This is a genomic window from uncultured Enterococcus sp., assembly GCF_913775425.1.
GTDB lineage: Bacteria > Bacillota > Bacilli > Lactobacillales > Enterococcaceae > Enterococcus_G.
Map to the genome: position 1 here is coordinate 37,741 of NZ_CAJYIS010000050.1, position 14,016 is coordinate 51,756.

Sequence of the window (14,016 nt, forward strand, 5' to 3'; positions counted from 1 at the left end):
GATGTCTTTTGCAGCCGAGGTCAAAAAAGAATTAACGGGTCTTGAAGTGCATCGCGAGCATGCTAAAGCAGAACTTGCGGCGTTGATTCGGATGAATGGTTCTCTAAGTTTAGCCAACCATCAATTCATCTTAAATGTCCAAACAGAAAATGCGGCGATCGCTAGACGAATCTATTCGTTATTAAAAGATCATTATGATGTAAAAAGTGAGTTACTTGTACGTCGTAAAATGAAATTGAAAAAGAACAATGTGTATATCGTACGTCTAAAACAAGATACTCAACGGATTTTAACAGATTTAGACATTATGGATGGCATGATGTTTCACACGCATGTATCCGATGAGATCATGGGAAATAGTCAAAAAATGCGTTCGTATCTAAGAGGAGCATTTATGGCATCAGGCTCTGTGAACAATCCGGAAACGAGTCGATATCACTTAGAGATTTATTCACTTTATGAAGAACATAATCAAGATATTTGCGAAATGTTGAATTTTTTTCAGTTGAATGCACGTACGCTTGAACGCCGTAATGGCTATATTTCTTATCTTAAAGGTGCCGAGCAAATCGCCGATTTTTTTGTGGTGATCGGGGCTACCAATTCGATGCTGAAATTTGAAGATGTACGGATTGTAAGAGATATGCGCAATTCGGTGAATCGTTTAGTCAATTGTGAAACGGCCAATATGAATAAAACAATCGACGCAGCATCAAAACAATTGCAAAATATTGCGTTTATCGAGGATACGGTCGGACTCAGTGCATTGCCGGAAAAATTACAAGAAATTGCAGAATTACGTTTAGAAAATCCAGAAGTTAGTTTGAAAGAATTAGGAGAAATGATTCCATCAGGAGCGATTTCTAAGTCGGGAATCAATCATCGGATTCGCAAAATCAATGAATTCGCTGAACGATTGCGCGAAGCAAAATAAAAAACCAAAAGCCTAGGTTAGTTCAACACTTCGGCTTTTGGTTTTTTTTATTTAGCGTTCGACTAATGAAACTAAATCTTCATGGGTGATACTTTCATCAAAGATTTGATCCGCAAATAAAATCGTTGGAACAAATTTGATATTCGCGGCTTCGCTCTCAGCTGTGATCTCTTTGGCATACTCTTCATGATTATGACGTGTTAGGCCTAGTTTTTCTTCAGCAAACGTTGCGACTTCTTCTAGAGATAGATCGCCCCATTGATCTTGTGTGTCAAAAATTTTCGCGATCTCCATCAATGCTGTTTTCGCATCATTTGTTGTCACGTATTGATGCATCACATTTCCACGTTGTAAGGATTCTTTTTGTCGATCCGTCAGTTTGATCAGACGAGACAATTGATTGGCTTTTACCGCTTCATTTAAATAGTGCTCCGATTCTTGGAACCACTTTTTACAATAAGGGCAACGTAGATTCACAAACTCGATCATCACGCGTTCGTTGTCTCCGATTTTAATTCCATGTGTAGTATTTGTTGCCTCAGGTTTAATAACAGAAATATCCATTCTCATATCCTCCTTTAATGACTATCACTATTGTACCTAATTTTTACCAAAATGCCCACTAATCAAGCAGTTTGATTTTTTGTGAAAAAGATAACTTTCATCTTTATAATTTTTTCACAATCTATTATACTAGAGAAGAAAATCAAGTAGAGGAGTGTCAGTATGAGAGAATATCGTGTAATGGATGGGAATGAAGCGGCAGCGTATGTGTCGTATGCCTTTACTGAAGTTGCTGCCGTTTATCCTATTACTCCAAGTTCACCAATGGCTGAATTGGTCGAACAATGGGCCGCGCAACAAAAGAAAAATATGTTTCACGAACCGGTCACGATCGTGGATATGCAATCTGAAGCAGGAGCAGCAGGGGCTGTACATGGTGCCTTAAAAACAGGAGCTTTAACAACCACGTATACCGCGTCGCAAGGATTATTATTGATGTTACCTAATATGTATAAAATCGCTGGAGAGTTGTTGCCAAGTGTGATTCACGTAGCGAGTCGAGCGTTGACGACTAATGCATTGAGTATTTTTGGGGATCATTCTGATGTGATGGCCGTGCGCCAAAGTGGTTATGCCATGCTAGCATCTAGTTCCGTTCAAGAAGCAATGGACCTTGCAGCGATTGCTCATCTAGCAACGATTACCAGTCGAATTCCTTTTGTGCATTTTTTCGATGGTTTTCGAACGAGTCATGAGATGCAAAAAATCGAAGTGCTACCTTATGCGCAATTGGAAAAATGGCTCGACAAAGAACAGCTTAAAGCGTTTAAAGCCGAAGCGATGAATCCGAATCATCCCACAGTAAGTGGTGTCAATCAAAATCCAGATGTTCATTTTCAGCAACGTGAAGCGCTAAACCAACCTTATCAAGACGTGATTGCTACAGTTAAAGAATATTTTTCTAAGTTAAATGCTTTTCGTCAAACCGATTATGATGTGGCAAACTACTATGGTGATCCTAAAGCAACGCAAGTGATCATTGCCATGGGATCAATCACGGAAACGATTCGCCAAACTGTCGAATATCTACAGGCGAAAGGACGAAAAGTGGGCGTGGTATGTATACGGTTATATCGTCCTTTTCCAGTAACAGATCTATTAGAAGTGGTGCCAAAGACTGTTGAAAAGATCGCTGTTCTAGACCGTAGTAAAGAAGCGACTGCTCCTGGAGAATCTTTACTGCTAGATGTAAAAAGTACTTTTTATGGTCAGGAGAATACGCCCATTATTATTGGTGCGCGTTACGGTCTAGGCGCAAAAGATACACGACCAGAAGATATCAACGCTTTATTTGATGAGTTGGAAAAAGAGCAACCGCAAAAAGAAGTCACTTTAGGCATTGTAGACGACGTGACACACCTTTCGTTGAAAGTAGGAGCGACACTTGATCTCACACCAAGTACAATCAAGCAAGCAAAATTTTGGGGATTTGGTTCAGATGGAACAGTCAGTGCAAGTAAATCAGCGATCAAAATCATTGGCGAACAAACAACGCAAAACGTTCAAGGCTATTTTTACTATGATTCAAAAAAATCAGGTGGATTGACGATTTCGCATCTACGTTATGGAAACGATGCGATCCGTTCAGAATATTTGATCACAAAAGCGGACTACGTTGCTTGCCATACGCCTGCTTACGTTCATCGTTATTCTTTATTAGAAGATTTGAAAACACAAGGTATTTTTGTCTTAAACACACCATGGACGGCAGAGCAACTGATGCGGGCACTGCCAACTGCATTAAAACGTGACTTGGCACGAAAACAGATACAGTTTTATACGATCAACGCTATGGAACTTGCGCAACGCTATGGTCTAGGTCGACATATCAATAAAATTATGGAAACGGTCTTCTTTTATTTAATGAATCCATGTCCCTTTACACAAGCAATGGAAGCGATGAAAGCTGAAATCAAACAAAAATACCGATATAAAACCGAGCAAGTCGTCGAAAACAATTTAGCGATTTTAGCAGAAGTCGTCAATAGTTTAAAAAAAGTCGCTGTGCCTAAAGAATGGGCAACATTGGAAGTCGACTCACATAAAAAGACAGCGACAGACGACTATATGGAAAACGTGGCAAATCCAGTGCTGGAACAAAAAGGAGACCGCTTGCCTGTCTCGGCTTTTTCACCATCAACACGGCAAACCGGTCAGATGCCATTGGGGACTGCTGCGTATGAAAAACGAGGGATCGCTTTAGAAGTTCCAGAGTGGTTTAGTGAACGTTGTACGATGTGTAATGAATGTGCTTTTGTCTGTCCACATGCAGCGATCCGCCCATTTTTATTAGACGAAGAAGAGGAACAAGCAGCTCCAGAAGGATTTATTACACGCAAGTTTCGAGGTAAGGATGGACTATGGTATCGGATCCAAGTTTCAGTAGAAGATTGCACAGGATGTGGACTTTGCGTTGAGGCTTGTCCAGCAAAAGGCAAAGCGTTAGCAATGGTCCCTTATGAAACGAAAAAGCAAGAAGCGATTCATTGGGCGTTTGCGATGACATTGAAACAAAAAGAAAATCCCGTAAAAGTATCAAGTGTCATGGGATCACAATTCGAACAACCGCTACTAGAATTTTCAGGTGCTTGTGCCGGTTGTGGTGAAACGCCTTATGTCAAATTGTTGACCCAATTATTTGGTGATCGGATGCTTGTGGCCAATGCGACAGGTTGTTCTTCAATTTGGGGCGCTTCTTTTCCCACGACACCTTATACGACAACTGCGTCAGGTCAAGGACCGGCGTGGTCGAATTCATTATTAGAAGACAATGCTGAATTTGGCTATGGTATGCATATTGGCATAACAACTAGACGCCAAGCACTAGCGCGTCAGATCCATCTACTTGCAAAAAAAGCTCGCAATGTGTTTGAAAAAGAAACAGTACAATTGATGAAAGAGTTTATTGATCATTTAGCAGAAAGTGACGGAACCAAGCAACGCGCTGCAAAATTAAGACAAGCTTTGTACCATGAAACAGCTTTTGAAGTAGAGCGACAAGCCATATTAGCACAAGAAGATCTATTTGTGAAACCGAGTCAGTGGATCATCGGTGGTGACGGTTGGGCCTATGATATTGGCTATGGTGGATTGGATCATGTCATTGCAAGCGGTGCGGATGTCAATTTACTTGTGTTAGACAATGAAGTCTATTCAAATACAGGAGGACAAGTCTCAAAAGCCACCCCGAAACATGCTGTTGCAAAATTCGTATCAAACGGAAAAGCACAACGCAAAAAAGACCTAGGAAGAATCGCGATGACGTATGAATCGGTCTATGTGGCTCAAATTTCATTTGCAGCTAGTCCGATACAGACGATCAAAGCGATTGAAGAAGCTGAAAAATTCCCTGGACCATCGATTTTAATCGCCTATACGCCATGTATCGCGCATGGATTGATCGGTGGTATGCGACAAAGTCTAACCGAAGCCAAGTTGGCTGTTGAAAGCGGCTATTGGCCACTGTATCGGTATCACCCAGAAACGAAACGATTTACTTTAGATACGAAACGGCCTAAATTCGAACGCTTAGAAGACTTTTTAACGTTACAATTGCGGTTTAAACAGGCGCAAAAAACCAAAACATTGACCCCGATGGTAAACGAATTGACCGAGCAAGTGACACAACGCTTTAGCTATTATGAAGGATTGACTGGTAAACGAAATCGTGAAGAAAAGTCAACTGAAGTCGATGAAGCGACCCAACGTCGTTTGGCCAGACGAGCTGCGCGAAAGCAGCGCGAGTAAAAGAGGGTGTAGTCAATAAGCTACTTCTAAAAAAATCGCATATTTGATTTTTAAGAGTGTGACAATTTTCTGTCACACTTCTTTTTTACAGATGCAAAAAGTTTTTAAAAAATTTCGGAAAAAGTCATGATTTTGTTCAATTTTGAAAAACGCTTATGTTATACTAAAAGTTGAAAAGTCTGAGAGCAAAGGAAGGCTTCATATATGTCAATTAACTTATCGAATTTTTTTAATTTAGAACACTGGAAACAGTTTGTTTCCGTTGATTTTTTATCTTGGGATTTTGCCATTAATTTACTAGATATTCTAGTGGTTTGGTTTATTTTATATAAATTGATTCAATTGGTTCGCGGAACGAAAGCGATCCAATTATTAAAAGGGGTTGCGGTCTTTATCGCAACACGTTTTGTAGCAGAGCTGATTGGGCTACATACACTTTCATGGCTGATGGATCAAGTTATCACGTATGGTGTGATCGCCGCTATCGTCATTTTTCAACCAGAGATTCGCCGTGGGTTAGAGCATTTAGGCCGGACTTCGTTTTTTAGTTCGACGAAATCAAATAAACGTCAAGATGAGCAAATGATTTTAGCGTTTGATAAAGCGATCCAATATATGTCAAAACGAAAAATCGGAGCATTAGTGACGATCGAACGTAATACCGGATTAGAAGAATATATTGAAACCGGGATTCCTGTCGATGCAGATATCAGTGGAGAATTGTTGATCAATATCTTTATCCCAAATACACCACTACACGATGGTGCTGTGATTATTCGCGATGGTAAAATCAGTGTCTGTTGTGCATATTTGCCTTTATCTGAGAGCTTGTTGATTCCAAAAGAGTTTGGAACACGGCACCGTGCAGCAGTGGGTGTCTCTGAGGTAAGTGATGCGGTAACGTTTATCGTATCTGAAGAGACTGGGGATGTGAGCATCACCATGAACAACCAATTATTACCTGGTCTGACTCGCGAAGAATATTTAGCGATCTTACGTCGTGAATTGATTCCAAATGAAGAAAAAACTGTTAAAAAACCTTTTTATAAGGTCTTCATCGATGAGATGAATCGCTTGAGTAAAAAGGGGGATAAATAATGTTAAAAACGAAGCGGCGCAAAAATATTTTTTATGCAGTGATTTCGTTATTGTTTACCTTAGTGTTATTTTTTAATGCAAATGGATCGACATTACAAGGAAATATCATTCCCGCACCAACAAGTTATGAGGAAACGTTAAAAGAAATTGCGATCCAACCACAATATGACTCTAATAAATATTTTATTCAAGGATTTACACCAACCGTAACGGTCAAATTAAAAAGTGATAATCGGGTCCAATTGAATACGGAACTGAATACCGAAACGCGTAATTTTAGAGTGATCGCAGACCTTGATGGACTAGAGCCTGGAACACATGAAGTCGCACTCAAGGTCGAAAACTTAAGTAGTGGCGTCAGTGCAACACTTGAAACCAAAACGATCACTGTCACAATCGAGAAAAAAGTCACCAAAACATTTGATGTCAAAACAGATTTATCGCAAGCAAATTTGCAAGATGGCTATGAATTAGGTAAAATAGCAATCGAACCGAGTACAGTGTCGGTAACGACGGGCGAAGAAACAGTAAAAGAAATCGACCAAGTGCTTGTATCTGCCAATTCGATCGTCAATGCGACCAAAGATATCAATGCAAAATTAGCTGTAGCAGCGGTAGATGCGAATGGTCAAAAGTTACCGGTCGTGATTTCACCAGAACAAGTGACCGTAAACGCAACCGTCACACTGCCTTCTAAGCAAGTGCCGATCACGGTCGTGCCAACGGGAGAGATGGCTACAAGTCTATCATCGATCGATTATGAGTTAAATGAATACAATGTGACGGTAAGTGGTGAACAAGCAGCACTTGATCAAGTCACGCAAGTTTCGGTATCGGTCGATATCGACAATGTAGTCAAACAAACTCAAGTCACGACACCAGTCGATGTACCAGAAGGAGTCGAAGTATCACCAAATGAAGTGACGGTAACGATCAAACCTGTACAAAAGCCAACAACAAGTACCACCTCGTCTAGTCGTGCGCAAACATCGGCTGCTTCTAGCAGTTCAACAAGCACTAATGAAACGACAGCAAGTACGACTAGTGAAACAGAAACTAGTACGTCAGTGTCTGAAGAAGTCGTTACTAGCGAAACCACAAATTGAGTTTTTTGAATAAGAGAGGATATAGGACATTATGGGAAAATATTTTGGAACCGACGGAGTTAGAGGAGAAGCCAATACTGAACTAACACCAGAATTAGCCTTTAAATTAGGCCGTTGTGGCGGATATGTATTAAGCCAACATGAAAGTGCTGACCGCACACCACGCGTATTAGTAGGGCGAGATACACGAATTTCTGGTCAAATGTTAGAAAATGCCTTAATCGCAGGCTTGCTTTCAGTGGGGATCGAAGTCTTTCAACTAGGGGTGATTTCAACACCAGGTGTCGCATACTTAACACGCTTGCAAAAAGCGAGCGCAGGTGTGATGATTTCAGCATCACATAACCCTGCACAAGATAATGGGATCAAATTTTTTGGAAGTGACGGTTTTAAATTAGTTGACGACCAAGAAGCAGAAATCGAAGCATTATTGGATGCACCGGAAGATACACTACCTCGTCCTTCATCAACTGGGTTAGGCACGGTAGAAGAATATCCTGAAGGACTAATGAAGTATTCACAATTTTTAGTTCAAACGATTCCAAGTGATCTTTCAGGTTTGACGGTTTGTATCGACGCGGCAAATGGCGCGACAGCATCAAGTGTCAATCGTTTATTTGCCGATTTAGAGACAGATTTTTATACGATGGGAACGTCACCAGATGGATTAAACATCAATGATGGTGTAGGCTCAACCCATCCTGAAACATTAGCTGCGATGGTTGTTGAAAAACAAGCCGATGCTGGTCTGGCATTTGATGGTGATGGTGATCGCGTAATCGCGGTAGATGAATTAGGGAACATTATCGATGGCGATAAAATTATGTATATCTGCGCAAAATATCTTGCGGAAAAGAAACGTCTAAAACACGATACGATCGTGACGACAGTTATGAGTAATCTCGGGTTTCATAAAGCGGTAGAACAAATTGGTCTAAAAGATGTGATCACTCAAGTTGGGGATCGCTATGTCGTAGAAGAGATGCGCAAAAATGACTACAATTTTGGTGGAGAACAGTCTGGACATATGATTTTCCTAGATTTTAATACAACTGGTGATGGGATGTTGTCTGGTATCCAATTGTTAAATGTCATGAAGGAAACTGGAAAGACGTTATCTGAGTTAGCAGCAGAAGTTGAAATCTATCCTCAACAATTAGTCAATATCCGTGTATCGAATAAATATGGTGCAATGGACGTTCCAAAAATCAAAGCTGTAATCGAAGAAGCGGAACAAGAGATGAATGGAGAAGGTCGAATTTTAGTTCGTCCTTCTGGAACAGAACCGTTGTTACGCGTGATGGCAGAAGCGCCAACCGATGAAAAGGTTACGTACTATGTTGAAAAAATCGCGGCAGTCGTACGTGAAGAAATCGGTTTAGATTAACCTTAAAAAAGCTGTGAAGAGAACCACTTCTCTCGCAGCTTTTTTGACTAATGGAGGGCATTATGAAGACAAAATATAAGTTATGGAGCATCGGTGGAATCGCGATTTTATTCGGTGTAGGTGGTGCAACTTGGTATTACCAAACACATCAAGCACAAGCCAAAGCCAAAGAAGTTGTGACGGAGTTTACCCAAGCCTTGAGCCAACAAAAATTTACAGAACTCAGTCAATATGTGACAACAGATTCAATCAAAACAGCAGGGCTTAAAGAAGATGAGTTGGCGACGAAATATCAAAATATTTACCAAGGAATCGGAGTAACAGCAGTCAAAGTCGATCAGATGAAGACTACGAAACAACAAAAAGGATACGAAGTGTCTTACGAACTCACGTTAAGTACGTCATTAGGAAAATATACGGCGACGTATCAAGCGCTGGTTGATACGAACAAGATAAAATGGACACCAGCTTTGATTTTCCCGGATATGACAAAAGACGATACGGTCTCTTATCAGCCGCTCTCAGCTACAAGAGGGCAAATATTCGATCGAAATCAGCAAGGTCTAGCAATCAATGATACGCTTGATCAAGTCGGAATTATTCCAGGACAGCTAGGAGAACAAAAAGAAAATGCGATCGCACAAATCGCAACTTTATATGGATTGACTAGTGAAGGAATCAACCAAACTTTAGCTCAAAGTTGGGTGACAGATGATGCTTTCGTACCATTGAAAGTGACAAAAGACGCACCAAATGAAAACCTTTCTGGTGTGGAGATTAGACAAACTACAGGTCGTTATTATCCATTAGGAGAAGCCGCGGCGCAATTGATTGGCTACACAGGAGAAGTAACAGCAGAAGACTTGGAGAAAAATACAAAATTGGAAGCTGGGCAATTAATTGGACGATCAGGACTTGAACAAACACTGGATGATACATTGCGTGGTCAAGACGGTGGTAAGATTGTTTTATTAGATCAAGATCAACAAGAAAAAAAAGTTTTGTTAGAAAAACAAGTCACCAATGGTCAAGACGTTACATTGACTTTAGATAGCAATGCACAAAAAATCGCTTTTGAACATTTAGGGGGCAAAAAAGGATCTTCGGTTGCCACGATGCCTAAAACTGGAGATCTACTAGCTTTGGCCAGTTCACCAAGCTATGATCCGAATAAAATGGCCAATGGTATCTCAACAGCAGACTACAATGCATATGCTGAAAATGAAGCCAAACCGTTTATCAGTCGCTTTGCGACACGTTATGCTCCGGGCTCGACTTTTAAAACGATTACGGCTGCTTTAGGAATCGATGCAAAAACGCTTGATCCAGATCAAAAAATTGCGATCCCATCATTGAAATGGCAAAAAGATGACTCATGGGGAGATTATCAAGTGACCCGTGTCCAACAGACCGATGAAGTCAATTTAAAAGATGCTTTGATGTATTCAGATAATATTTACTTTGCACAACAAACATTAAAAATGGGCGAAGCGACATTTAGAGAAGGATTGAATCGCTTTATTTTTGGAGAAACCCTTGATCTACCATTTGAGATGAAAGCCGCACAAATTTCAAATGCCGATCAATTTAATTCAGAGATTTTATTAGCGGATACGGGCTATGGGCAAGGCCAGTTATTGATCAGTCCAGTAGAGCAAGCAACGATGTATTCGGTATTTGCAAACGAAGGAAATTTGGTCTATCCACGATTACTACTTGATGCCAAAACAAAAACAAAAGACAATGTCATCAGTCAAGATGCAGTGAAGATCGTCGGTAGTGACTTGCGTGCAGTTGTGACGGAACCCACAGCCTTTGGGTATCGGTTAAATGCTTTAGGAATCGATGTCGCAGCTAAAACGGGTACGGCAGAAATCAAACAATCACAAGATGATACCACTGGAACAGAAAATAGTTTCTTATTTGCTTATGATTATGGCAAGCACAACTATTTGACTGTTAGCATGTTTGAAGACAGTGAAGGAGAGTATACGGCGATCAAACAAGCCGATGATCTACTTTCCTATCTTGCACAAACTTATCAATAAAACGAATAAAGAATTAAAAAAGAGAAAAAGTGAAATCGAATCTTTTTCTCTTTTTTTAAAAGGAGCCACACAATGGAAATCATGACATTAAAACAATTAAAAACAACGATCGCAGCTTTGGAAGCTTCAGGTGTAGGCGAAGACACACCGATATTTTTAGATACTGGCTGGGATAGCATTCAAGAACTCGATCCTGATGCATTGACTGTAAAACAAGCAAGACCGTTCCAAATTCAAGATGTATTGACCAAAGAATACTATGGTGGCTTCGTATTAGAAGAAAAAGCGCATACCAAAGAAACGACCGGGGATAAACAAGATGTTCTTGTGTTTGACCATAAATATTAAATGGAAGTAGAGGGATAAGAAATGAATAAGAGAAGATGGGTAGCAGTGGGAATATTTGGTGTCGTTGTCGTAGGTTCGATACTAGTCAGTGTGATGGGCTCTTCAGACGATCAAACAGAAAAGAATAATTTAACGACTGTCCAAAGTATTTTATATGGAAGCAATGAGTTAGCTGAAAATCAATTGGAACCCGGCGATGTCGATAAGCGTATCGTAAAAGTTACGATCGATGGTACAATTGCCGATACAGGTGAGTCGAGTGGATTATTTTCAAGTGAAGGATACAATCATGCTTTTGTATTGCAACAGTTACAAGCGATCCAAGAAGACGATTCTATCAAAGCAGTGTTATTAGAGGTTAATTCACCAGGTGGTGGGGTATATGAAAGTGCAGAACTTGCTAGACAGATCCATTTGATTCAAGATAAGAAAAAAGCACTCTATGTATCGATGCAAAGCATGGCTGCTAGTGGCGGATATTATATTTCTGCATCGGCAGATAAAATCTTTGCTACAGATGAAACGATTACTGGTTCGATTGGGGTCATTTCTTCTAGTTTAAATTATGCCGGATTGTTAGAAAAATTAGGATTAAAAGAACAAACATACAAAAGCGGGGCATTAAAAGATATGAATGCACCAACAAAAGAGCCAAGTGAAGAAGAAAAAAATGTGATGCAAGACTATATCAATAGCTCATATGAACGATTTGTAGATATTGTAGCAACTGGCCGTAAGTTACCTAAAGAAACCGTATATAAATTAGCAGACGGTCGTATTTACGATGGAAGTCAAGCAGTTAAAAATGGTCTAGTCGATGAGATTGGGTATGAAGATCAAGCATTAGCTGCTTTGCGTAAAGATAAAAACTTGAAACATGCACAAGTGTTTGAATATGGAACAAGCAGCACAGGATTTGCCCAAACCTTCTTTGGTGCGAAATTAGCGCAATGGCAAGGATTGACACAAAGTCCAGAAACTCGTTTGACGAAAGTGATCGAAAGTATTGGAACGCAAAGCGCACCAAAACCAATGTATATGTATGGAGGGGAGTAAGATGAGCGAAAAACAAGAAACGTTTTTTAGTGAATTGGTCGCACAAAGTAAAAAACAACAGTATACACAAGCAGAAATCAATGCGATCAAACAACAAAGTCAAGCGACACTGCCTCCAGAGATTGCTGAGGTAAATACTGCATTACCGCCTTATTTTTTTAGTGGCGTGTGGATTCGCATGTTTGCATTGCTCCTCGATCTGATTTGTATTGCCGCATTGACTCAAGTGGTGCGTACGATCGTGGGCATGTTTATCACGTTTTCAACACTTGGTACGTTTAGTGTATATGGAATTTGCGGTTTGATCGTCTACTATGGTTACTTTATTTTACTGACTAAATACAATTACGGGCAAACGATCGGTAAAATGATTTTTGGCATCCGGGTCGTCTCTTTGACGAGTTCCACATTGGATTGGCAAACGGTTTTGTTGCGTGAAGGATGTGGACGGTTCTTTTTAAGTATCCCGATCTTGAATCTCTTTTTATACGCACCGATTTTATTTACGAAAAGAAAGCAACAAATCGCCGATCTCTTTTGCGATACCTCTGTGGTGAATCTAAAGGTAGTTGCGGCTTTTTTACATCAAACAGATGAATCGAATCAAGTAGAAGCAGCATATAAGGAAGTGAGCCTTTAACCGTGTTATTTCCAGAGGAGCACCAACGCTTACAAGAACAAGCTAAGACCGCCTTTTTAAATGAAGAGTATCATGCTTGTTTGTCCGCACTAGCGCAATTAGTACCGGAGTCACTCGCTAAAGAGGAGCAAGAAATGATCGTACACTGTCAAATGGCTTTGGGCGAATATGAAGCTGTCTTGTTGTATTTAAAAGAACACGCCGCCTTACTCACAACACAGAACATGTACACTTGCTACATTCAAGCGCTATGTAAGACATATCGGTTTTTAGATGCATGGTTTGTTAGTTGTGCACTAGGTCAGGATGACTTGCAGCAAACTGTATTGATGATGGAAAATGGCTATCTACAGTTTCATCCAGAACAAGCAACCCAAAAAGCACGCCAATTGTTGGATTTAAAACAAGGAAAACGTCAAGCTAAAGCTTGGCTGGCTTTTTTAGAAGGATTGACAAGTCAACAAGCAAAAACACTATTGCCTGAACTACTGGTTTATCAAGCAGAAACACAAGTCGCGTTAAAAAGTAAAGCAGCCGAACTCTTGGTCAAACTAAATGAGTCACGTGTTTTAGACGTGACCCATCCATTGACAAAACAACAACATGCGATCGATTTTTCTACTTTAACGACGCTAGAAGGAAGCAAGCAGTTACAAGTATTAGATCAAGAAAGTAGACGATTGGCAAATGAACCGCAGACATTAGCGGCAACAGTAGCCGAAATACGCGCACATTGGGCCTATCTTTATCCATTTTTACCAGAAGTTAAAGACGTGACACAATGGGTCGATGTCTATGCATTAGATTACAAAGTCAGTCATTTAGCACAGCCAGTGCATCAGGAAATCGCACTAGCAAACATCCAAGAAACAAAAGAAAAGATTCGGCTAAAATTCTCGTTATTTTCTTAAAAAATGGCTGAGAAATAACGGAGTTTGTGTTTAAAATGTTTACAATTGGGCCTGTATAGTGTACTATTTAAAAGTATGCATGAAGCTATTTCATATAACAATAGACAGATATTCGGAGGGAATTACATGACTGCAAAGTTTGAAAAAAAAGGCACAAATGATGGTGTATTGACATTT

At 40.1% G+C, this 14,016-nt stretch carries 11 protein-coding genes; 10 read left to right on the forward strand and 1 reads right to left on the reverse strand.

The features are described 5' to 3' along the window. Nucleotide 1 precedes the first annotated feature (1 nt). Nucleotides 2–934, forward strand: coding sequence for a DNA-binding protein WhiA (gene whiA, locus QZ413_RS05380; RefSeq protein WP_297077281.1), 933 nt, complete (start codon nt 2–4; stop codon nt 932–934). 51 nt (nt 935–985) lie between these two features. Here whiA and QZ413_RS05385 read toward each other — a convergent pair whose 3' ends face one another. Beyond that, a complete protein-coding gene (locus QZ413_RS05385) occupies nt 986–1,498 on the reverse strand; it encodes a thioredoxin domain-containing protein (RefSeq protein ID WP_297077282.1) in 513 nt (170 codons plus the stop codon). A gap of 162 nt (nt 1,499–1,660) precedes the next feature. On the opposite strand from QZ413_RS05385, the gene nifJ reads away from it, so the two are divergent. The 9 genes from nifJ (at nt 1,661) to QZ413_RS05430 (ending at nt 13,839) form a co-directional block, all read left to right on the forward strand. Beyond that, the gene (gene nifJ, locus QZ413_RS05390; protein ID WP_297077285.1) at nt 1,661–5,245 is read left to right on the forward strand and encodes a pyruvate:ferredoxin (flavodoxin) oxidoreductase; all 3,585 of its coding nucleotides are present in this window, start codon (nt 1,661–1,663) and stop codon (nt 5,243–5,245) included. A gap of 204 nt (nt 5,246–5,449) precedes the next feature. Beyond that, nucleotides 5,450–6,343, forward strand: a complete 894-nt coding sequence (gene cdaA / locus QZ413_RS05395) for a diadenylate cyclase CdaA (protein ID WP_297077287.1) — start codon at nt 5,450–5,452, stop codon at nt 6,341–6,343. Beyond that, nucleotides 6,343–7,449 (forward strand): YbbR-like domain-containing protein, encoded by a 1,107-nt coding sequence (locus QZ413_RS05400; protein WP_297077289.1) that lies wholly within the window; start codon nt 6,343–6,345, stop codon nt 7,447–7,449. Before cdaA ends, QZ413_RS05400 begins: the two co-directional genes overlap by 1 nt. Nucleotides 7,450–7,480: 31 nt before the next feature. Next, on the forward strand, nt 7,481–8,836 hold the full coding sequence (glmM, locus tag QZ413_RS05405; protein ID WP_297077290.1) for a phosphoglucosamine mutase: 1,356 nt from the start codon (nt 7,481–7,483) through the stop codon (nt 8,834–8,836). 62 nt (nt 8,837–8,898) lie between these two features. Next, on the forward strand, nt 8,899–10,884 hold the full coding sequence (locus QZ413_RS05410) for a penicillin-binding transpeptidase domain-containing protein (RefSeq protein WP_297077291.1): 1,986 nt from the start codon (nt 8,899–8,901) through the stop codon (nt 10,882–10,884). Nucleotides 10,885–10,956: 72 nt separating this feature from the next. Continuing rightward, nucleotides 10,957–11,232, forward strand: a complete 276-nt coding sequence (locus tag QZ413_RS05415; protein WP_297077293.1) for a hypothetical protein — start codon at nt 10,957–10,959, stop codon at nt 11,230–11,232. A 21-nt stretch (nt 11,233–11,253) separates the two neighbouring features. Further along, nucleotides 11,254–12,288 carry a signal peptide peptidase SppA gene (sppA, locus tag QZ413_RS05420; protein WP_297077295.1) on the forward strand — a complete coding sequence of 345 codons (1,035 nt, stop codon included), beginning with the start codon at nt 11,254–11,256 and terminating at the stop codon, nt 12,286–12,288. Nucleotide 12,289: 1 nt separating this feature from the next. After that, nucleotides 12,290–12,928 carry an RDD family protein gene (locus QZ413_RS05425; protein WP_297077296.1) on the forward strand — a complete coding sequence of 213 codons (639 nt, stop codon included), beginning with the start codon at nt 12,290–12,292 and terminating at the stop codon, nt 12,926–12,928. A gap of 2 nt (nt 12,929–12,930) precedes the next feature. Continuing rightward, a complete protein-coding gene (locus tag QZ413_RS05430; RefSeq protein ID WP_297077298.1) occupies nt 12,931–13,839 on the forward strand; it encodes a hypothetical protein in 909 nt (302 codons plus the stop codon). Nucleotides 13,840–14,016 lie beyond the last annotated feature (177 nt).